Annotated in this window: 16 protein-coding genes; 5 read left to right on the forward strand and 11 right to left on the reverse strand. The window is 39.6% G+C overall.

All coding sequences use genetic code 11. The features are described 5' to 3' along the window. Positions 1-319 precede the first annotated feature (319 nt). The gene (locus H5126_RS10880) at positions 320-952 is read right to left on the reverse strand and encodes a cytochrome c (protein WP_182682808.1); all 633 of its coding nucleotides are present in this window, start codon (positions 950-952) and stop codon (positions 320-322) included. 281 nt (positions 953-1233) lie between these two features. On the opposite strand from H5126_RS10880, the gene yihA reads away from it, so the two are divergent. Then, positions 1234-1902, forward strand: coding sequence for a ribosome biogenesis GTP-binding protein YihA/YsxC (gene yihA, locus H5126_RS10885; RefSeq protein ID WP_007377272.1), 669 nt, complete (start codon positions 1234-1236; stop codon positions 1900-1902). Between the two features lie 9 nt (positions 1903-1911). Here yihA and H5126_RS10890 read toward each other — a convergent pair whose 3' ends face one another. The 3 genes from H5126_RS10890 to polA form a co-directional block, all read right to left on the reverse strand. Continuing rightward, complete coding sequence (locus H5126_RS10890; RefSeq protein ID WP_182696383.1) at positions 1912-2430, reverse strand: DUF1285 domain-containing protein; 519 nt, start codon at positions 2428-2430, stop codon at positions 1912-1914. Continuing rightward, on the reverse strand, positions 2427-3014 hold the full coding sequence (locus tag H5126_RS10895; protein WP_182721034.1) for a YceI family protein: 588 nt from the start codon (positions 3012-3014) through the stop codon (positions 2427-2429). Before H5126_RS10895 ends, H5126_RS10890 begins: the two co-directional genes overlap by 4 nt. Before the next feature lie 489 nt (positions 3015-3503). Next, positions 3504-6239 carry a DNA polymerase I gene (gene polA / locus H5126_RS10900; protein WP_138488411.1) on the reverse strand — a complete coding sequence of 912 codons (2736 nt, stop codon included), beginning with the start codon at positions 6237-6239 and terminating at the stop codon, positions 3504-3506. A gap of 523 nt (positions 6240-6762) precedes the next feature. Between polA and elbB the strand changes: the two genes are divergently transcribed. The 3 genes from elbB to H5126_RS10915 all read left to right on the forward strand — a co-directional run bounded on the left by elbB (position 6763) and on the right by H5126_RS10915 (position 10768). Beyond that, complete coding sequence (elbB, locus tag H5126_RS10905) at positions 6763-7410, forward strand: isoprenoid biosynthesis glyoxalase ElbB (RefSeq protein WP_182721033.1); 648 nt, start codon at positions 6763-6765, stop codon at positions 7408-7410. 233 nt (positions 7411-7643) lie between these two features. Then, positions 7644-8039 (forward strand): cytochrome c5 family protein, encoded by a 396-nt coding sequence (locus H5126_RS10910; RefSeq protein WP_182721032.1) that lies wholly within the window; start codon positions 7644-7646, stop codon positions 8037-8039. A gap of 164 nt (positions 8040-8203) precedes the next feature. Beyond that, positions 8204-10768, forward strand: coding sequence for a diguanylate cyclase domain-containing protein (locus H5126_RS10915; protein WP_182721031.1), 2565 nt, complete (start codon positions 8204-8206; stop codon positions 10766-10768). 15 nt (positions 10769-10783) lie between these two features. Here the strand turns inward: H5126_RS10915 and rep are convergent, their stop codons facing one another. Then, positions 10784-12802 carry a DNA helicase Rep gene (rep, locus tag H5126_RS10920; RefSeq protein WP_182721030.1) on the reverse strand — a complete coding sequence of 673 codons (2019 nt, stop codon included), beginning with the start codon at positions 12800-12802 and terminating at the stop codon, positions 10784-10786. A 161-nt stretch (positions 12803-12963) separates the two neighbouring features. Between rep and H5126_RS10925 the strand changes: the two genes are divergently transcribed. Continuing rightward, positions 12964-13227 (forward strand): ubiquinone biosynthesis accessory factor UbiK, encoded by a 264-nt coding sequence (locus tag H5126_RS10925; RefSeq protein WP_002959905.1) that lies wholly within the window; start codon positions 12964-12966, stop codon positions 13225-13227. Positions 13228-13444: 217 nt separating this feature from the next. On the opposite strand, the gene H5126_RS10930 is transcribed toward H5126_RS10925, so the two are convergent. From H5126_RS10930 to ilvD, 6 genes are all read right to left on the reverse strand, one after another. Next, the gene (locus H5126_RS10930; protein ID WP_182721029.1) at positions 13445-14089 is read right to left on the reverse strand and encodes an NAD(P)H-binding protein; all 645 of its coding nucleotides are present in this window, start codon (positions 14087-14089) and stop codon (positions 13445-13447) included. Positions 14090-14093: 4 nt separating this feature from the next. Further along, complete coding sequence (gene can, locus H5126_RS10935) at positions 14094-14756, reverse strand: carbonate dehydratase (protein ID WP_039485938.1); 663 nt, start codon at positions 14754-14756, stop codon at positions 14094-14096. Positions 14757-14786: 30 nt separating this feature from the next. Then, positions 14787-15962: a methyltransferase gene (locus tag H5126_RS10940; protein ID WP_182721028.1), complete on the reverse strand. Its 1176-nt coding sequence runs from the start codon at positions 15960-15962 to the stop codon at positions 14787-14789. Between the two features lie 60 nt (positions 15963-16022). Continuing rightward, positions 16023-17057, reverse strand: a complete 1035-nt coding sequence (locus H5126_RS10945) for an ABC transporter substrate-binding protein (protein WP_182721027.1) — start codon at positions 17055-17057, stop codon at positions 16023-16025. A 97-nt stretch (positions 17058-17154) separates the two neighbouring features. Then, positions 17155-18708, reverse strand: coding sequence for a threonine ammonia-lyase, biosynthetic (ilvA, locus tag H5126_RS10950; protein WP_039485942.1), 1554 nt, complete (start codon positions 18706-18708; stop codon positions 17155-17157). Positions 18709-18710: 2 nt separating this feature from the next. Further along, positions 18711-20567: a dihydroxy-acid dehydratase gene (gene ilvD, locus H5126_RS10955; RefSeq protein WP_024596945.1), complete on the reverse strand. Its 1857-nt coding sequence runs from the start codon at positions 20565-20567 to the stop codon at positions 18711-18713. Positions 20568-20660: the final 93 nt, after the last annotated feature.

The following is a 20660-nucleotide window of genomic DNA, read 5'->3' on the forward strand; positions in this document are numbered from 1 at the left end:
CACTTTCCTTATAGCTTGTTTCCGTTTTGTTATTGTTCTTTTGCGACAGTGGTTAATTTACTCGTTAATGATTTTGTTACAACTGGTTTATATAACTTTTATTATACTTATTACATTTTAAAACAAAATAAACAATAAAATACAATAGGTTAATGATGAATAAAAAATAAAAAGGAGACTTTTCTCACACTAACGCATGGTCAATGTCTTACATTTAAACGGGTGATATCGTTAATTTTGCACACAAAAAAAGCAGCCTGGGCTGCTTTTTGTAAAACATTGTAGTGTATTTATTATTAATTGCTAAATAAATACGACTTTAGTGTAAACCACCTAAGTACTGAGAAAGTACTTCAATATCTTTATCTGTTAATTTCTTCGCTATATCGCCCATCATGCCATTTAAGTCATTGTGACGAGTTCCATCACGGAATTTTTCAAGTTGAGACTTGATATATCCAGGATGCTGAAAAGAAATTTTTGGAAACTTAGCAAGTGATGAACCGTTACCACGTGGACCATGACATGCTGCACATGATGGAATCCCACGCTCCGCATCGCCTGCTTTAAAGAGCATTTCGCCAACTTCAACAACATCTTTAGGTGTAGCACCTTCAGTCATGTTGATTGAAGAAAAATAAGCAGCTAGATCTTTCATGTCTTGCTCGCTAAGTGGCATAGCCATAGCGCTCATTACTGGATCCATACGCCCTTCTTTGCCGCCTGACGTCATACCTAATTTTAAATCCTGAAGTTGCTTAAGGATATAATCTGGATGTTGACCTGCAATTTTAGGGTAAATATTAACCGGCGCATTACCGTCTGGGCCGTGACAAGCCGCACACGTTGCTGATTTTTCTTTACCTGCGTTTACATCGCCATCAAATGCTGTTGCGTTGCTTGCTGACAACGCACCAAGCAATATTGTTAAAGATAGTGCTATTTTTTTCATGGTGAATTCTCTGTTTCCGACCCTGTATCATCTACAATCGTGATGTTGTAATACATATATTCTACACGATAATAAATTCTCTGGCACGTTTTCTACACATATTAAGCTTATAATTTACAGGGTTTTGACTTAGATTAAGCTTTAACATGTTTTAAATGTACCATAGGTGCTGTTTTTAGGTGGTTAAATACGCTTTTTAATACATCCTTTATAGTATAAAATACGCGCCCTGAGTGAATTTGGTTTACTCAATGTTATTTTTTTAAGTTTTAGGAGAGCCTGTGCTCAAATCTCGTATCAAATATAATACTGCGTCTTTCGTAACAAGCGCTCCCGACATTACTAAATTACCTGCTGATACGGGAATTGAAGTTGCGTTTGCCGGTCGCTCCAATGCAGGTAAGTCGAGTGCATTAAATGCATTAACCGATCAGAAGCTAGCACGTACAAGTAAAACACCTGGACGTACTCAGCTAATCAATACATTCGATTTAGCGGATGTTGACGATATGCGCCTTATCGATTTACCAGGCTATGGCTTTGCTAAAGTACCAATCGAAATGAAAAAGAAATGGCAAAAGTCGTTAGGTGAATATCTGCAAAAGCGTCAAAGCTTAAAAGGTATTGTTATTTTAATGGATATTCGTCATCCATTAAAAGATTTAGACCGTGATTTAATTAACTGGGCAATTGGTAGTGAGATTCCAGTATTGGCACTATTAACAAAAGCCGACAAACTAAAGCAAGGCCCTCGTAAATCACAAGTACTGCAAGTTCGCCGTGAATTAAGCACGCTTGATGGGGATATTACAGTTCATGCGTTTTCATCATTAAAGGGCACCGGTTTACCAGAAGTAGCTAAAAAGCTAGATGAATGGTTTTTAGGTCCTGTTATTGCTGTACCACCTACCGATGAAACAATCACAGACGAAACCAACCCAGAGGCTTAAACGCTGGCGTTACGATAAATAAAACTGCTTTCCTGCAGATTTAATAAAATAGCCGAGCTTATCAGACTCGGCTTTTTCAGCCCACTGATAAAATACACTGCGTGAAACTCGCGCACTACAACCATACGGTAGCTTTAAATAAGGCACCTTTGAACCATTGTAGTCTTTTATATGCAAGGGCTGCTGAGCGCTCACTAACCACTGCCTAGCTAAATTATCAATACAACACAACACTTGCCCTTGCGCTGTATTTTCAAAGCGCCAATCAACAATAATAAACGGCGCATCTTCAACCGTTATTGTTATTTTTTCGACAGGGGTTTTTAAATAAAATTGCTCACCTTCTTTACACAATACAGAAGCAAACAGCTTCACCATGGCTGGGCGTGTTATTTCGCTGCCATCGTAAAACCATTTCCCTTCATTATTAATAACAATTGGCAGCTCCCCACAATGGTTAGGCTGCCAACTATCAAAAGGTTTGCTTGGCTCGCTTAATCGCTTGCTAAGCTCACTTAAAGAAATCACTGTTTTTTAAGTGTTATTGCAAATGTAACAGGCACAGCTGTTGCAATTGAAGGCAAGCCCGCTAACTCTTGCAGCTTTTTAACGCCTTCGGTTACACCAAAATCATCACTATTAATAATAATAGGTGTTAATGATGATACCGTTAAATCACCACTTTGCGTGCTGTTAACGAGTACATCAATTGCCAATGGTTTTTTATTACCATGAAAATCAAGCTCAGCTGTAATACCCTTCAATACATATTGACCAGGCTTTTTGATATTACTTAGCTCTTTAGTTAAATTTGCAGTTAAAACAGCATTGGGGAATTTAGCCGCTTCGAATAAAAATGTAGCTAAACGCTCATTACGAATAGGGATTAGAGTTTCGGCTGATGTTAAATCAACATTAACGCTAAACTCACCTTTATCAGAAAGCATACCTTCAAGGTTAGTAAAATGGTGAACTTCAGCAATCGAATCTTTTTTAATTGAAACAAAGCTTAGTTGGCTTTTATCATTCACTAGCTGCCAATTAGCCTGAGCAACATTAGAAATAACTAAACTTGATAAAGAAAAACCTGCAATAGCTAATGCTTTAAACATAACGCACTCCTTAGTAATAAAATGAAAAGAATAAAAATGATAGCACTTCGATGGTATCACCTGCGATGTACCCAAACCACCTCGAAGTGACGAATGCACAATACAATTGGTATAGCGCAAAAAAGAATTAATTAGATAGGATTTTTAGGCGTAAAACAAAAAACGGCCCACCAAACAAGTTGGTAGGCCGGTATAGCAAACTGGGGAGAAGCTATCAATTTGTTGCACCCTTTCAGATGCATCATCAACAGGATGTCCTACAGGATAGGACAGGCGGGACTTTAACAAAAGCACGCATTAAAATACAATCATATTCCTGTAAAACAGCTCGAATTGACGAACATATAACTATTTAATACAAATAGTTGCTTAAATTAACCTTATTTTAACTAAAGCTTGCATATAGCTAATTAAATAGCTGTTATTCGCCATTTTTATTAAACATAAAAAAGCGCCAAAAGGCGCTTTAATTAAAATGCTCAAATTGCATTAATGGGCTTGTTCCCAGTTGTCACCTTCGTCGGCTTCAACAATAAGCGGCACATCAAGCGCTGCAGCTTGCGACATCAGCTCACAAATATGTTTTGTGTATTCAGGTGCGCAGTCTGTTTTAATTTCAAATACCAATTCATCGTGTACTTGCATTAGTAGCTTAATCGTATTTGGCGCCTGTTCGTGTACCCAGCGGTTAACGCTCAGCATTGCTTTTTTAATAATATCAGCAGCAGTACCTTGCATTGGTGCGTTTATAGCAGCACGTTCGGCTCCTTTTCTGCGCGCGCCATTACGTGCGTTTATTTCTGGTAAATGTAGGCGGCGACCAAATATTGTTTCAACGTAGCCATTTTCAGCTGCTTTTTCGCGTGTTGTTTCCATGTACTCTAATACACCAGGAAAACGCTCAAAGTATTTATCTATGTAATGCTGCGCTTCGTGGCGCGGCACATCTAGTTGACGTGCTAAACCAAATGCAGACATACCGTAAATTAAGCCAAAGTTTACTGCTTTCGCCTTGCGGCGCATATCGGTAGTTACATCATCAAGCTCTACACCAAATACTTCCGCGGCAGTTGCACTGTGTACATCTAAGCCGTTAGCAAATGCATTTAATAAACCTTTGTCTTGTGAAAGGTGCGCCATAATACGCAGCTCAATTTGGCTGTAATCGGCAGCAACAATTTTATAACCATCTGCAGCTATAAACGCTTCACGAATTCGACGCCCTTCTTCTGAACGAATAGGAATATTTTGTAAATTAGGATCGGTTGAACTCAAGCGCCCCGTTGCTGTAATTGCCTGATGATATGACGTATGTACACGCTGGGTTTTCTCATTCACCATTAATGGTAATTTATCAGTATAAGTCGATTTAAGCTTTGATAAACCACGATGCTCTATAATTACTTTAGGTAGTGGATAATCATGAGCAAGCTCTTGCAATACTTCTTCTGCGGTAGAAGGTGCACCTTTAGGTGTTTTTTTGATAATAGGCAGGCCAAGCTTTTCAAACAACAATACTTGTAGTTGCTTAGGAGAGCTTAAATTAAATGGTTCGCCTGCTATTTCAAATGCTTCTTTTTCAAGCTCAATTAAACGCTCGCCTAATCGTTGGCTATGTGCTGCAAGCATATTGCTATCAATTGCAACACCGGTTCGTTCAATATCAGAAATCACACTAACAAGTGGCATTTCTATATCTTCGAATACAGATTTTAGCTTTTCATCAGCCGCTATTTTTGGCCAAAGCACTTCATGTAGGCGTAAAGTAATATCGGCATCTTCTGCAGCGTAAGGCGCAGCTTTTTCAAGTTCAATTTGGTTAAAGGTAAGTTGCTTTTTACCTTTGCCAGCAATATCTTCAAAGCTAATATTTTTATGACCTAGATATTTAAGTGCTAGCGAGTCCATATCGTGGCGTGTACCCACACTATTAAATACGTATGACTCAAGCATGGTGTCAAACTTAATACCATTTAGCGCAAAACCTGCATTCGCTAATACACTTTTGTCGTATTTAAGGTTTTGCCCTACTTTAGCTTTGTTTTCATCGGCCAAAATTGGACCTAGCTTTTGCATTACAAATTCCAGACTTAATTGCTCAGGCGCACCCGGGTAGTCATGCGCTAGAGGTAAATACACAGCTTCACCCGCTTTTACGGCAAAACTCATACCCACTAATTGCGCTTTCATGTAATCAAGGCTGGTAGTTTCTGTATCAAATGCAAATAACTCGGCACTATTTAATTGCTCTATTAACGTATCAAATTGCGCTTGCGTTAAAATAGTTTCGTAATGGGCATCTTCTACTTTTGGTAATTCAGTGGCTTCGGTAGGTACAGCTAGATGTGTTTCTGCATCTTTAGGGTTATCTAGTAACTCAGCTAACCAACGACGAAATTCACACTCACCATATAGTGCAATTAATTCGTCTTTATTTGGCTCTTGTAATTTGAACGTATCAAGATCTGATTCGACTTCAACATCGCACTTAATTGTTGCAAGCTCGTAGCTTAAAGGCAGATGATCGAGAGCTGCAGCTAACTTTTCACCTATTTTACCCTTAATCTCACTTGCGTGATCCATTACACCTTGCAACGAGCCATATTTCTCTAACCACTTAACGGCCGTTTTTGGACCACAGCCTTCAACACCTGGGATATTGTCGACCTTATCGCCCATTAGTGCCAAGTAATCGATAATAAGTTCGGGGCCTACACCAAACTTTTCCACTACGGTAACAGGATCTGAAATACTGTCGGTCATCGTGTTTATTAATGTAACGTGTTCATTTACAAGTTGCGCCATATCTTTATCACCAGTGGAGACAAGGACATGCCGTTTTTGCTCAGTTGCAATGCGTGCAAATGTGCCAATAACATCATCAGCTTCAACGCCTTCGATACTAATTAGCGGAAAACCCATCGCTTTGATAATGCTATGTATTGGTGCTATTTGCGTACGTAAGTCATCCGGCATCGGCGGGCGATTTGCCTTATATTCGCTATACATATCGTTACGGAACGTTTTGCCTTTAGCATCAAATATAACCACCATGTGTGAGGGATCATATTGTCTGATCAAGCTTTTAAGCATGTTGATCACGCCATAAATAGCGCCCGTAGCCTCACCTTTAGAATTAGTTAAATGCGGCGGAGAATGATAAGCACGAAATAAATATGACGAGCCATCAACTAAAATAAGTGGGTTTTCGGGGATCTGAGCCATGGTGAATTTGGATCCTAAATGCAAAAAATTAAGGTAATTATAAGCATGCCATAAGGTAGTAAATAAAACGACTGTGAATTACTGTTTATCGTGTTATTAAAACTAGAGCAAGCTGTGGATAAGTGTGTAGATAACAGCCACGAGCTATTCTTCCAAAGCATTATAAAATGCCTAGAAAATACTTTAACTGTATGTTTTAATTTAAAAAAGATAATACGAGGTTCTTTTTTTATTATTTTAAACCAATGTGGAAAAAGGTTTTCTAACGACTGCTTCTGTTGTTATTCACTTTGATTATTCGCGTCCATTTAAATAACCGGAGGAGTATTCTAGCACAATGGATCGAAGATCATAGCGATCCTTTATAATTTTTTTAAAGGCAAAGTGATCGCAAATGGCATAAACCGCAAAACGACTTGCACTGCGAATGATTTTTGTACTAAAAATTTATTTTCGCGAGAAATTTTGAGCATGTTAAACTTCATCCGATCGACTTATAAAAAAGACTTTAGGGGACAAAAGCATGAAAAACGTAGCAGTAATATTAGCAGGGTCTGGTGTGTACGATGGTAGTGAAATTAATGAAGCAATTTTAACTTTATTACATATAGCCAAAAATGGCGCAACGTATCAGTGTTTTGCACCAGATATTGAACAACTTCATACCATTAACCATTTAACAGGTGAAGTAATGCCTGATAAACGCAATGTATTAACAGAAGCTGCTCGCATTGCACGAGGTGACATTAAATCGCTGATTGAACTAGACGTGACTCAGTTTGACGCATTAATTGTACCTGGCGGTTTCGGTGCTGCAAAAAACTTATGCGATTTTGCAATTAAAGGCGCAAAAGCAAATATCAATCAGGACGTCCTTAATGCTTGTAAATCATTTGCAAAAGCAAATAAGCCTGCAGGTTATATGTGTATTGCACCCGCATTGATCCCATTTATTTACGATAACGCCGCACTTACTATTGGTAACGATGTAGAGACAGCACAAGCGCTAAGCACATTAGGCGCTAAACATATAGATTGTGCGGTTGACGGTGTAGTTATCGATGAACCAAATAAGTTAGTTACCACCCCTGCTTACATGTTGGCAGAATCGATTCTTGAAGCCGACGCAGGGATCGCAAAACTAGTTAGTAGCGTATTAACAATAAATTGATTTTGATCTTAGGATCTAAAAAGTTAATTGTATGACTGATTACGCTTATTAAATTGCTTAACAAAAAACAGTAAATAATTAAATTTTATTGCGTTAACGCAAAAAGTAGTCAGTTTTATTAATAAAAACGGCTCTTAGCATTTTATAAATTGGCCCAGAGAGTTATAATCGGTTTAATTTCCGTCATCTTTAATCGTGATTGATCACGTTCAAATCGAAGTGAGCAAGGCAAAATGAAAAAATTAACAGCTGCAGCATTATTATTGCTAGCAACCACTGCATACGCACAGCCATATGATAACTCTATGACTGAAGATGCAATTAAAGCACGTCTCGCGCCGGTTGGTGCTGTATACCTTGAAGGCGATAAAGCTGCAGTTGCAGCGGCGCCTACTGGTCCTCGCTCTGGTGAGCAAGTATATCAAGGTGCATGTTTTGCATGTCACGGCACTGGTGCACTAGGCGCGCCTAAATCGGCTGACGATTGGGCTCCACGTATTGCTAAAGGTAAAGACACTTTACTTGAGCATGCACTAAATGGCTTTAATGCTATGCCTCCAAAAGGCACGTGTATGGATTGTTCTGATAATGAGATTAGCGCTGCTATCGACTTTATGACATCTAAATAAGCTCGATTGAAATATACAAAAAAGGTTTACTTCTGTAAGCCTTTTTTAATGCCTAAAATAGTGTGTCTAGCTACTGCTTTAGTAGGAATATCAACTTGACGATAAGCACTAAAAGTGAAAGTATAAGGCTAATAACTATACAATAAAAATAGCCGGTTAGATCATTGGAAGATAAACTATCAGTATCGAGTAAATTGGCGTATCAAAATAAACGCCTTAGAGCGCTTCTCGAAAAATACAAACAATCACATCACTTACAAAATGCCCTGATCCAATTATCAGAGCAGGCAAGTACTGTGGCCGAGCTAACCCTGCTATACCCCGCCATCCATGACATTTTACAAAAGTACGTACCTAGTAAAAGTTTTTATGTGGTGCTGCTAAATCAATACAGCCAATCACTAGAACTTTCTTACTTTTCAGATGAAAAAGATGGTATTGCCGTCGCCCTTAACCAATCAAATAGCTTTGATGAAGGCGCCACGGGTTATGTATTTAAACAGGGTAAAACCACATGTTTTACCAAGCAGCAAATGCAAGATGCTGCAGCAGAAGGTTTATTTAAAGCATTAGGCACTCCTGCCGAACATTGGGTAGGCGTACCTGTTTACCAAGAACACAATATTATCGGTGTATTAGCAGCGCAAAGTTACGATACAAAACAAGGCTATAGCTCACAGCAAATACAATTACTCGAGTTTATGTCGCTTTATTTGGCAACAGCAATAGAGCGTGTAAAAAAACGAGAGCTTCTTGAGTCAGAAGTTAAAATTCGCACCCGCGCACTCACTCAAAGTAACGATGCACTAAACCTTGAAATAGAGCAGCGTAAACGTGCACTTCTACGCCAACAAATTCTATTTAAAATATCTGAGATAGCAACACAAGCTAAAAACCTTGATGACGCTTATTTTAAGATACACGAAATAATAAAAACAATTACCTACGCAGAAAACTTATATATTGCGCTTTATGATAAAGAAACAGGGTGGATTAGTTTTCCTTATTGCGTAGATGAATTTAAAGAAAATACACAGCCAAGACGCTTTGCTAAAGGTTATAGCGAACTGGTAATAAGCACCGAAGAAACACAACTAATACACCCATGTAGAGCAAAAGAATTAATAGTAAGCGGTGTGGTACAACGTTCAGCACCTGTACCAAAAGAGCAAATGGCCACTAGCTGGTTAGGCGCTCCACTTAAAACAGCTCAAGGTGTTATCGGCCTTATTGTTTGCCAAGCCTACGATAACAAACATATTTTCAGCCGAGATGATTGCGAGTTAATTACCTTTGTATCGCATCAAATTGCAGCTGTTTTACAAACAAAGCTCGTCAATCAAGCAATTGCAAAAAGCCATCAAGAACTCGAATTTAGAGTAAACGAAAAAACCAAAGAATTGCGTCAAACTAATCTGCACTTACAAATGCAAATAGATGAGCGAAAAAAAATAGAGCAGCAGCTTTATCATGATGCACATCACGATTCACTTACGAGCTTGCCTAATCGTAGTCTATTTTTAACTCAGCTCGAAAAAACGCTACAACATTATCAACGTTTTCCTGAGCACCACTTTGCTGTTTTGTTTATCGATTTAGATAAATTTAAAGATATTAACGATCAGCTTGGCCACCAGGCAGGCGATCAATTTTTAATTAACGTAAGTGAGTTATTTGCTCAATGTATACGCGAGCATGATTTACTAGCACGTTTAGGCGGGGATGAATTTGTTATTTTATTAACCCATTTAACTGAACCTCAACAAGCAGAAGATGTTGCAAATCGTATTATAGATTTAATGAAAAAACCCTTTTATCTCAAAGGTGAGTCTTTACAAAGTGGCGCAAGTATAGGGATAACCTACTCAAAGAAAAGCTATACGCATACAGATGAAATTATTCGTGATGCCGATGCCGCCATGTATCACGCCAAAAACTCAGGAAAAAATCGTTACGAGTTATTTCATCCGCTATTAACGCAATCAATACCTGCGCAGACTCTAAAAGCACAACATCACCTTGATATATTACCTATGAGTTTTAGAAGCTCAGAAATAATTACGCTTGATGAGCAACAACAGTCTGAATCTTTATTTGAAGCATTTGGTGAACACCCAATACTTGGCTTTACTAGCTTTGATATTTTGAAAAAGTTTGCATCAGATAAAGAGCAGCATCTGCAAGTAGAGTTACAACTATTACAACGCGCCTATGCACAAGCAATTACTGCAAATGTAGCTATGGCATTGGTTCCTTGCTCTGGTTTGCTACTTGAGGAACACGAATTTGTTTTATTTACCGATACGCTAAATAAACAACAAGGACAAAGCCAACTCTGTTTATTGTTTGATGAACAAGAAATTCGCCACGCATGTGCAACGCAAATAAAAAACCTCAAAACGCTATCACAACTTGGTTATTCAATTGGTTTAAACAATTTTGCTAAAGACAGGTGCGAACTTAATTTACTAACCGATATTAATTTTGATTATTTACTACTTAGCTCGACCTTTAGTAAACGTGTTTTACAACAAGAAAGTTACGATTTTCAGCTACAGGGCGTGCTTGCAATTACAAAGCTCAAAGCAATGAAGGTCATTGCTAAAGGCCCATCAATACTTAATTTTAGAGCTTTATTAGATAAACACGGTTTGGCATTTTTTGTAGGTAAACAACACGCTTTAGTATGCTCTGAGTTACCTGAAGTGCAAGCAACCCAGTCTTTATAAAGTTAGCCTGAGGTATTACTCAGGCTTTTTAAACATCGCTCGTAAGTTAGCGACTCTTGCTTGGCCTTTTTCCATGCGCTCTGCTTGGGTATTTGGCGCCTTTTTGTTTTCGAACGCAAGATCGTCCTGCGGTAACTCTTGTACAAATCGGCTTAATTCAGTTTGTGAAGTTTCACCAAATTGACGACGTATCTTTGCATAAGTAAGTGTTAACTCCTGCTGTGCGCGAGTAATACCAACATAAGCTAAGCGACGTTCTTCATCTACGTTGTCCTCATCAATACTTACCTGATGCGGAAGTAAACCCTCTTCCATACCCACCATAAATACATACGGGTACTCTAAGCCCTTTGATGCATGTAGTGTTGATAAGTGCACTGCATCGGTTTCATCTTCTTCTTCGTTACGCTCAAGCATATCGCGAAGGGTTAGCTTGCTAACAACCTCGGCTAATGTCATTGGTTCGTTGTCGGCATCACCGGTCAACATATCTGTTATCCAACGATACAGCTCTGATACGTTTTTCATACGCATTTCAGCCGCTTTTGCACTCGGTGACGACTCGTACAAATATGCCTCGTAATTAATATTACGTACTAAGTCTTTAACAGCTTCGAGCGTATCACCGCGTACTGTGTTATCAGATAGCTCAACAACCCAGCGTGCAAATCCAGCAAGCGCATTAAAGCCACGCCCTTTTAGTCTGTAGCCTAAATCGTTATCAAAACAGGTAGCAAACAAGCTCGCGTGCTTTTCATTAGCAAGCGTACCAAGCTTTTCAAGGGTAACCGTGCCTATTTCGCGTCGCGGTGTATTTACGATACGTAAAAATGCATTGTCATCATCTTGATTAACTAGCAAACGTAAATACGCCATAATATCTTTAATTTCTGAGCGAGCGAAAAACGACATACCGCCACTAATTTTATAAGGGATACGGTTACTCATTAGTGATTTTTCAAAGCCACGTGCTTGATGATTACCACGATATAAAATCGCGTAATCTTTATAGCTGGTTCGCTTCATAAACTTATGTGAAATTATTTCAGCAACCACACGCTCAGATTCATGCTCTTCATCGCGGCACCCTATTACTTTAATCGGCTCTCCATAACCTAGTTCACTAAATAACTTTTTCTCTATGTCATGTGGGTTATTGGCAATTAAAATGTTAGCTGCTTTTAGTATTCGCCCTGCACTTCGATAGTTTTGTTCAAGCTTTATAAGTCTAAGCCCTGGGTAGTCTTTACCTAATAACACTAAGTTTTGCGGGCGAGCACCACGCCATGAGTAAATTGATTGATCGTCATCACCTACCACAGTAAAACGGGCACGCTCGCCTACTAGCAATTTAACAAGTTGATATTGGCTTGTATTGGTATCTTGATACTCATCCACCAGCAAGTATTTAAAGCGTTGCTGCCAGCGCTCACGAGATGTGGCGTTATTTGTAAGTAACAAAGTAGGGATCATAATTAAATCATCAAAATCCAGTGCATTATAAGCACGCAGCTGGTTTTGATATCGAGCATACAACTGTGCAAACAATGCCTTTTGCGCATCACGCGCTTCGCGTATTGCTTGCTCTGGCAGTACTAATTCGTTTTTCCAACTACCAATTTCCATTTTAAGTAGTTTGAGTAAGTCCTTGTCTTTTTTTAGCTCATCTTCGGTGAGTTCACTAAGAAGCTGATTGGTATCTTGATCATCAAATAACGAAAAGCCGGGCTTAAACCCTAATGTACTCAACTCTTTTTTTATTATTTCTAAACCGAGTGTATGAAACGTTGATACCCATAAACCTTTAGCGTCTTGCTTACCGAGCGTTTGCAGTACTCGCTCACGCATTTCTTTGGCTGCTTTATTGGTAAAAGTAACAGCGGCTATATTTCGCGCTTTGTACTCACATTTTTTCACTAAATAAGCGATTTTATTCGTAATAACACGGGTTTTACCAGAGCCTGCGCCCGCGAGTACTAAGCAGGGACCACTAATATATTTTACGGCTTCATCTTGTTTAGGATTGAGTTTCATAACGACCAAAGAAATTTAAAAGACGCGCAATTTTAACGTAACCATTACAGCGAGCATAGCAATTGCCTTAATTAATTAAGGTAAAGATGATCATGTGTTAAATGCCGTGGGTATAAGGTAATATTAGTTATTATCATTTAGGCAATGCCGAAGGGACAAATATGATCAACCCAGCAAAACTTGAAGAAATTGCTAAGCAAATTACTAGCAATATGCCGCAAGGTGTAAAAAACCTAGCAGACACACTCGAAGGTAAAACAAAGCAAGTTCTACAAAACAAGCTTGCTGAGATGGACTTTGTGAGCCGTGAAGAATTTGATGTGCAAAGCCAAGTACTTATTCGTACTCGCGAAAAGTTAACCGAACTTGAAGCTAAAGTTTCATTGCTTGAGCAACAACTTAGCGCTAAAACTGACGCTGAATAATTATACCAATTGCATTAAATTAGTGTTCTATTATAGCGATAAGAAAATAGCTCAATAACAAGGCTAAAATTATGGTACGTAGTTGTGCTATATAAATAATTTTTAACGTAGTTAGTGAGTTATTTAATACACAAGGATGATCATTTTTTTAATAAGATTGGTATTAATTTAATGTACAAAAAAGGCAGCTTAGGCTGCCTTTTGCATTTTACCAAGTTTATTCAAATAGCCCATCAAGTACATAATAAGACAACTTAGCCTGCTGAGCTAAACTCACACTCAGCATTTTTTGCGCAACTTGTTCGCCAGTTATTGGTTTGTAACGCTTTAAAAACGCAAACCGTGTAATAACAGGAAAAATAATACTGCCTATCTTTTCTGCCACTCTAAATTGCTCACGATCACCTAATAATAAAGATGGTTGTAAAATACTTATTTTATCAAATGGGAGTGCTTTAATATGTTGCTCAAGCTCTCCCTTCATTTTCAAATAAGCACTATTACTGTGTGTATTTGCCCCGCTTGATGACACTAAGCAATAATGTGTAACGCCATTACATGCCGCTAACTGCGCCGCTATAAACTGATAATCAAAATCTACTTTACGCTGAGCGTGTATCGAGCCCGCTCGTTTACGGGTTGTGCCCAAACACGAAAACAATACATCACCTTTAAAAAGCTCAACATATTGAGTTAATTTTTCAAAATCAATAACGTGATTAACTAGCTTTGCATGTGTGACAGGCAGAACTCGACGGCTTAACGTAACTACTTTTGTATAACGATCGCTATTAAGTAACTTATGGAGCAACTCATTACCGACCAAGCCTGTAGCACCTATTAACACCGCCGTTTTAGTCATGGATTTATTTATTTTCACCCACTTTTTTAAGTACGTACTGTACTGCTTTTTTGTAGCTTTGTGTTTCTTCACTCGCGCACGTTACTACAGATTCTAAATCATGAAGATGGCCGTTTTCTAAACCATAAACCCAACCATGAACGCTTAGTTCTTGGCCTCGCTCCCAGGCATCTTGCACAATGTTAGTACGACACACATTACGTACTTGCTCAATTACATTTAGCTCAATAAGGCGGCTTAAGCGTTCGCTTTCTGGCATTGCGTCAAGTTGTTCAAGATGCTTTTCTTTTACATCTCCTACATGGCGTAGCCAATTATCAATAAAGCCAAATTTAGCATTGTTTAAAACGGCTTGTACGCCACCACAACCATAGTGACCGACTACCATTATATGTTTTACTTTTAAAACCTCTACAGCGTACTGCATAACCGATAAGCAGTTATGGTCAGTGTGTACAACCACGTTAGCAACGTTACGATGTACAAATAATTCGCCTGGTAATAAATCAACTATTTGATTTGCAGGTACACGAGAGTCTGAACAACCAATCCATAAATACTCTGGATTTTGTTGCATAGATAAAATTTTAAAAAACTCAGGGTCTGCTTCACTTGTACGAGCAGCCCAACGTTTGTTGTTATCGAATAAATTTTTTAACTTTCTCATTGCATCTCTTATTAAGTCGAGGACGGAAATTTAATGGACATTAGCAAGAATCAAAATATTACGAGGCGTTAACTGCTTTTCACAAAACGTTTTAACGCTTACTTGATAACCTTGCTGTTGCAAATATAAAGCACGATCGAGCACAAGCCAAACTTCAATTGCCCTTCTGAACACATGTCGAACCAGTTCAACTCGGTCAGTTATTTTTTTTCGAGCCACCCCAACCTCTAAATACTTAACATAATCAGTATCTTGAGGTAATTTTAATGCCTTTTTATCTGCAGCCCATGCACAAAACGATTTAAACGAATCTGAGAATATAGCTTTGTTGACCGAAGGTACGCTTACGTAATATTGCTCGCCAGTGATCGACTTTCTTAGTGCATCAAAACCAAGTCGCCACTCAAGTTCTGTTTTACGTACTTTTTCCAGACGAGAAGGCGCTGTGACAGTTTCTTGTAATGCGAGCTTTAAATCACGATGCGTTAGATTAAGCTCACTTTTATTTGCATCCTCACTCATTGCACGGTACTCATTAGCCGTGAATAAATGGTAGCAACAAGGTGAAAAGCTAATTTGCTGTACTTTCGCTAAACTTGCTTGGCGCATAAATGCTTGGTGTAAGCCACCGCATGCGTGAAGTGCTACAGCATGCATGTCTGTATTAAAAAATTGAGTGATATCGTCTTTTAATACATCTGCTTGGCTAAAGTGCATTGCTAAGCCTTGTTGCTGTGCACTTTTTTGTCCTTGCTCGCATAAGCTTTGTTGCAGTTCAATACTATGCACATTACTTGCGCCATTAAACGCAAGCATTCGACCTAAGTGCCCTTTACCCGCGCACCACTCTAAAACAGGTTGCTTGGTATTAGGTAGTGCTGATACAAAATCTTGTAACTGTTCAAACTTACGACCTTTAATGCCGTTACTTATCCAAAATGGATAATCAGCTTGAGAGTGGGCTGTGCTAGGTAACTCGCATAACTTTGCAAGTTCATCAAGTTGGTTTATGTGCTGGCTAAAAAATTGGTATAGCTGGTTTTGATCGTTATCAAGAACGCTTACCTGATCATCTGTTAGTTCGCTAAGTATGCCTTGTAGCTCTGGCCAAGGTATAGTGTCAAAATCAAATGCAGTGCACTGCCAATACTGACGATGATGCATTAAAAGTGAATCAAGTGCTAAAAATTGCTCAGCTAAAGTCATAACAGCTTAGAAAATAAAAAAGACAATTAATTATATCAGTTTCGTGAATTACCTAAGCAGTTAATTTTTACTAAAAATCAGCCGTAAATACAAAGGTATTGAAATAATACTTACAAAAATAGCTGCCATGAGCATCCACGATAACTGCATCTTTTCAGGTTCTTGATATTTATAAATAAAGTGAGATTTCACTTCGTCAAATTCGTTTTGCGGTATGCCATATAAGTCCGCAATTAAGCGCCACTTTGCTATCGACATATGCCCTAAACTGGTGGTGGGTGGGGTTATATAACTTTTTAGTACTTCAGCCTCAAAAGCGAGCTGATAAAAGCTTTTACCCGGTGCATAGTTTTGCTGGGTGACTGCAATGGCTTCATCCATGTTCATCATTGCATAACGCCACCCTTTTAGGCTCGCTTGGTAGAATTTTTCGACCGTTTGAGGATTTTTCTTAAGCATGTTTTCGCTGGTAAATAAAATGTCGCTGTATACGTCCATACCATAACGCTGTGGGCAAACAAGTCGATGAGCTACGCCTTGTTGGGTCATATAATAAGGCTCTGTAGTAACATATACTTGCATAGCATCTAGCTTGTTTTCAATCCAAGCCTGGCCTGGATTTTCGCCATCGTAAACTTTGAGTTTATCTACATCAACGCCACTGCGTTTAAGCATAATAAGTAGTTCGGCGCCATCATTTTTGCTTACCGCAGTAATACGTTTATTAACAAAGTCACGTGGATGAAAAATATCAGACGTGTCTTTAACCATCCAGCAGTAAGGTGAAAATTGCAATAAGGCAGCCATAGCAACAAGAGGTTGTCCATTTATACGTTGCTGTAAAATACCAGAGTGCCCTACACCAAATTGTGCTTCACCACTGGCGACAGGAGCAAAGGTATCAGGTTTCATTGGATTAGCTTGTTTAATAGTTACATCAAGGCCCGCTTCATTATAAAAGCCTTTTTGCTTTGCCATATAGTAGCCAGCAAACTGAAACTGATGTGTCCATTTTAGCTGTAATGTGACTGATTCTTGCGCCGCGATATGGCTACAAAAAAAGCACAATCCAATGATTAATCCTTTAAATAGCAACTAGGTGCCCTCAAAAAGTATGACGATTACCTGTAACTATATGTAAAACGTGCGATAAAGCAAGCACCCTAGTTAGGTGCCTGCCTTTAAAGAAGGATTATACTGAGGCGAGTTTTTCGGCTTTTTCTGCTTGGGGCTTTGATGTTAAAAATTGGCTAAAGCACGGATTTTGTGTTTCATCTTGTACACTGTAACCTAAACGGTTTAAGTGCTCGTTAAACATCTCATACTGACTCGGCTCAATAGCAAAACCTGCCAGTACATTCCCCATCGAACCACCGTGATTACGATAATGAAATAAGGTAATGTTCCAATTACTACCTAAAGTATCTAAAAAGCGTGCAAGCGCACCTGGATACTCTGGAAATTCAAAGCGAAGTAAGCGCTCATGTAATTGCTCGGGTGCTTTTCCGCCAACCATGTAGCGCACATGTAATTTAGCGAGTTCGTTATCCGACAGATCGCAAAATTGGTAGTCATTATTTGTTAAGTCTTGCTTTAGCTCATTAAGCTCTTGCTCGCCTTGGCGCAGGGCAATACCTACAAATATTTGTGCTTCACCAGGTCCTGCATAACGGTAGTTAAACTCAGTAATAGCACGGCCACCTAAAGAAGCACAAAACTGTTTAAAGCTGCCTTTTTCTTCTTTAATAGTAACCGCTAATAACGCTTCGTTTTTTTCACCCAGCGCAGTGCGCTCTGCAACATAACGCAGGCGATCAAAGTTTAAATTAGCACCGGATAAAACAGCCGCTAAATGTAACCCTTTTAAACCCGACTGCTGGCTCCACTTTTTAAGCCCTGCCGTTGCAAGTGCACCTGAAGGCTCTGCTATTGCACGGGTAGATACAAAAATATCCTGCATGGCAGCACATATTTCGTCGCTGGTGACGGTTATAACTTCATCACAAAACTTTTGCGCTAAGCGAAATGTTTCAGTGCCAATAATTTTAACCGCTACGCCATCAGCAAAACTACCAACGCGTTCAAGCTCTACCGGTTTGCCTGCTTTAAGTGCCGCTTGTAAACATGCACTTTCGTCGGCTTCTACACCAATTACTTTTATATCTGGACGCAGCGATTTAATATAAACCGCCATCCCAGCAAGTAAACCGCCGCCGCCAACAGGAATAAACACCGCATCGAGCTCGTTTAATTGCTGCATAAGCTCACGTGCTACAGTACCTTGACCAACAATGACGTCTGGGTCATCAAATGGTGGAACAAATATACCGTTTCGTTGCTCTGTAAGCTCAAGCGCATGTGCTTTTGCGGCATCAAAATGATGTCCATGTAGCACAACTTCACCGCCAAGCGCACGTACCGCACTGACTTTTATTTCAGGCGTTGTTACTGGCATTACAATTGTAGCTTGATGCCCTAAGTGAGAAGCACTTAGTGCAACCCCTTGAGCGTGATTACCCGCTGAAGCAGTGATAACCACTGAGCCTTTAGGTAATTTATTTAATTTGTTATACGCACCGCGTAATTTAAATGAATACACGGGCTGTTGGTCTTCACGCTTTAACCAAACATGGTTACCTAATTTAGCACCGAGCTCAGCCATTTCGCTGACCTCGGTAACTTTAGCCAAAGGCTCCATGTTTGCTTGAATAATAGCGCGAAAATAATCGAGCTCTTGAGAGACCATAATTAACTAAGCGCCTCCAATTTAGCTAAGTCACGCACTGCGCCTTTATCAGCACTTGTTGCAAGTAATGCATAAGCCTTTAAAGCAGACGATACATAGCGCTCACGATCAACTGGTTTGTACGCCAGTTTTCCGCGTGCTAATTGTTTTTGTTTACGTGCTTCAAGCTCTTCATCACTTAACGCTAATGTGATTTCACGTGTTGCGATATCAATAATGATTTTGTCGCCATTTTCAACATAAGCAATTGCACCACCACTTGCCGCCTCTGGCGACACATGACCAATTGATAAACCCGAAGTACCACCCGAAAAGCGACCATCAGTAATAAGTGCACATTTTTCAGCTAGGCCTTTTGATTTTAAGTAGCTAGTTGGGTATAGCATTTCTTGCATACCAGGGCCTCCTCTAGGGCCTTCGTAACGAATAACCACGATATCACCGGCTTTTACTTCATCGTTTAAAATACCTTCTACAGAATCATCTTGTGACTCGTACACGACTGCAGTACCTTCAAAATGTAGCATTTCATCAACAACGCCAGCGCTTTTAACAATACAGCCATCAACTGCTAAATTACCCGAAAGTACAGCTAAGCCACCATCTTGACGAAAAGCATGTTCGACACTTCGGATACACCCATTAACACGGTCATTATCGCCCTCGTCCCAACGACACTCTTGGCTCATTGCTTTAGTGGTACGAATGCCCGCAGGGCCAGCACGGTAAAATTTGCGCGCCGCTTCGTTAGTGGGATCTGTTGCATCCCATTTTTTAACGAGCTCAGCCATAGTTGACCCTGCAACATGATTAACTGACATATCAACTAAGCCTGCTTTGCCAAGTTCACGTACGATTGCCATCATGCCGCCTGCGCGGTGCACATCTTCAATGTGATATTCAGGTGTCGCTGGTGCAACTTTACATAAAAATGGTGTTTTACGAGAGAGCGCATCAATGTGCGACATATCAAAATCAACGCCCGCTTCTTGCGCTGCAGCAAGTAAATGCAATACCGTATTTGACGAGCCACCCATTGCAATATCAACAACCATTGCATTCATAAAGGCTGTTTTGTTAGCAATAGCACGTGGCAATACATCTTGATTATCTTTTTGATAATACTCACGACATAAATCAACAATACGAGCCCCCGCTTCAACATACAGTTGTTTACGGTCTTTATGAGTCGCAAGCGTCGTACCGTTACCTGGCAATGCTAAACCAATCGCTTCTAGCAGACAGTTCATTGAGTTTGCAGTAAACATGCCTGAACACGAGCCACATGTTGGACACGCAGAGCGCTCTACTTGCTCTGAATCTGCATCACTTACCGATTCATCAGCGCCTTTAACCATGGCATCTACTAAATCAAGTTTAATATCGATGTTAGCAAGCTTAGTTTTACCTGCTTCCATTGGGCCGCCTGATACAAATATTACCGGAATATTTAAGCGTAGTGCTGCAAGCATCATTCCTGGAGTAATTTTGTCGCAGTTTGAAATACAAATCATCGCATCAGCACAATGACCATTTACCATATACTCAACTGAGTCAGCAATTAAGTCGCGTGAAGGCAGCGAATAAAGCATGCCGCCGTGACCCATTGCAATACCATCATCAATCGCAATAGTATTAAATTCTTTAGGGACGCCACCGGCTTGTGTAATGGTTTCAGCCATAAGTTCACTTAACTGATTAAGGTGAACATGCCCTGGTACAAATTGTGTAAACGAGTTAACTACGGCAATAATCGGCTTACCAAAATCGGTGTCGGTCATACCTGTTGCGCGCCATAATGCACGAGCGCCTGCGCGTTTACGCCCTTCAGTTGTTGTTGCACTTCTTAATTTAGCCATAGTTACCTCAGTTTTTGCCGCAAAATAAGCGGGCATTCCTCATTCTAAAATTGGTGAGTAACCGAGTGATTCAGTTACTCGTAAATTGTTTTT

It is taken from the genome of Pseudoalteromonas sp. SG45-3 (assembly GCF_014164075.1).
Classification (GTDB): Bacteria; Pseudomonadota; Gammaproteobacteria; order Enterobacterales; family Alteromonadaceae; genus Pseudoalteromonas; species Pseudoalteromonas distincta.

What these genes read in the sequence shown, in the direction of transcription:
- ilvD (WP_024596945.1), bottom strand. Translation starts at nt 20,567, where the DNA reads ATGGCTAAATTAAGAAGTGCAACAACAACTGAAGGGCGTAAACGCGCA.
- ilvA (WP_039485942.1), bottom strand. Translation starts at nt 18,708, where the DNA reads ATGGTCTCTCAAGAGCTCGATTATTTTCGCGCTATTATTCAAGCAAAC.
- rep (WP_182721030.1), bottom strand. Translation starts at nt 12,802, where the DNA reads ATGAAACTCAATCCTAAACAAGATGAAGCCGTAAAATATATTAGTGGT.
- elbB (WP_182721033.1), top strand. Translation starts at nt 6,763, where the DNA reads ATGAAAAACGTAGCAGTAATATTAGCAGGGTCTGGTGTGTACGATGGT.
- H5126_RS10895 (WP_182721034.1), bottom strand. Translation starts at nt 3,014, where the DNA reads ATGTTTAAAGCATTAGCTATTGCAGGTTTTTCTTTATCAAGTTTAGTT.
- H5126_RS10880 (WP_182682808.1), bottom strand. Translation starts at nt 952, where the DNA reads ATGAAAAAAATAGCACTATCTTTAACAATATTGCTTGGTGCGTTGTCA.
- H5126_RS10940 (WP_182721028.1), bottom strand. Translation starts at nt 15,962, where the DNA reads ATGACTTTAGCTGAGCAATTTTTAGCACTTGATTCACTTTTAATGCAT.
- H5126_RS10930 (WP_182721029.1), bottom strand. Translation starts at nt 14,089, where the DNA reads ATGACTAAAACGGCGGTGTTAATAGGTGCTACAGGCTTGGTCGGTAAT.
- H5126_RS10910 (WP_182721032.1), top strand. Translation starts at nt 7,644, where the DNA reads ATGAAAAAATTAACAGCTGCAGCATTATTATTGCTAGCAACCACTGCA.
- can (WP_039485938.1), bottom strand. Translation starts at nt 14,756, where the DNA reads ATGAGAAAGTTAAAAAATTTATTCGATAACAACAAACGTTGGGCTGCT.
- H5126_RS10925 (WP_002959905.1), top strand. Translation starts at nt 12,964, where the DNA reads ATGATCAACCCAGCAAAACTTGAAGAAATTGCTAAGCAAATTACTAGC.
- polA (WP_138488411.1), bottom strand. Translation starts at nt 6,239, where the DNA reads ATGGCTCAGATCCCCGAAAACCCACTTATTTTAGTTGATGGCTCGTCA.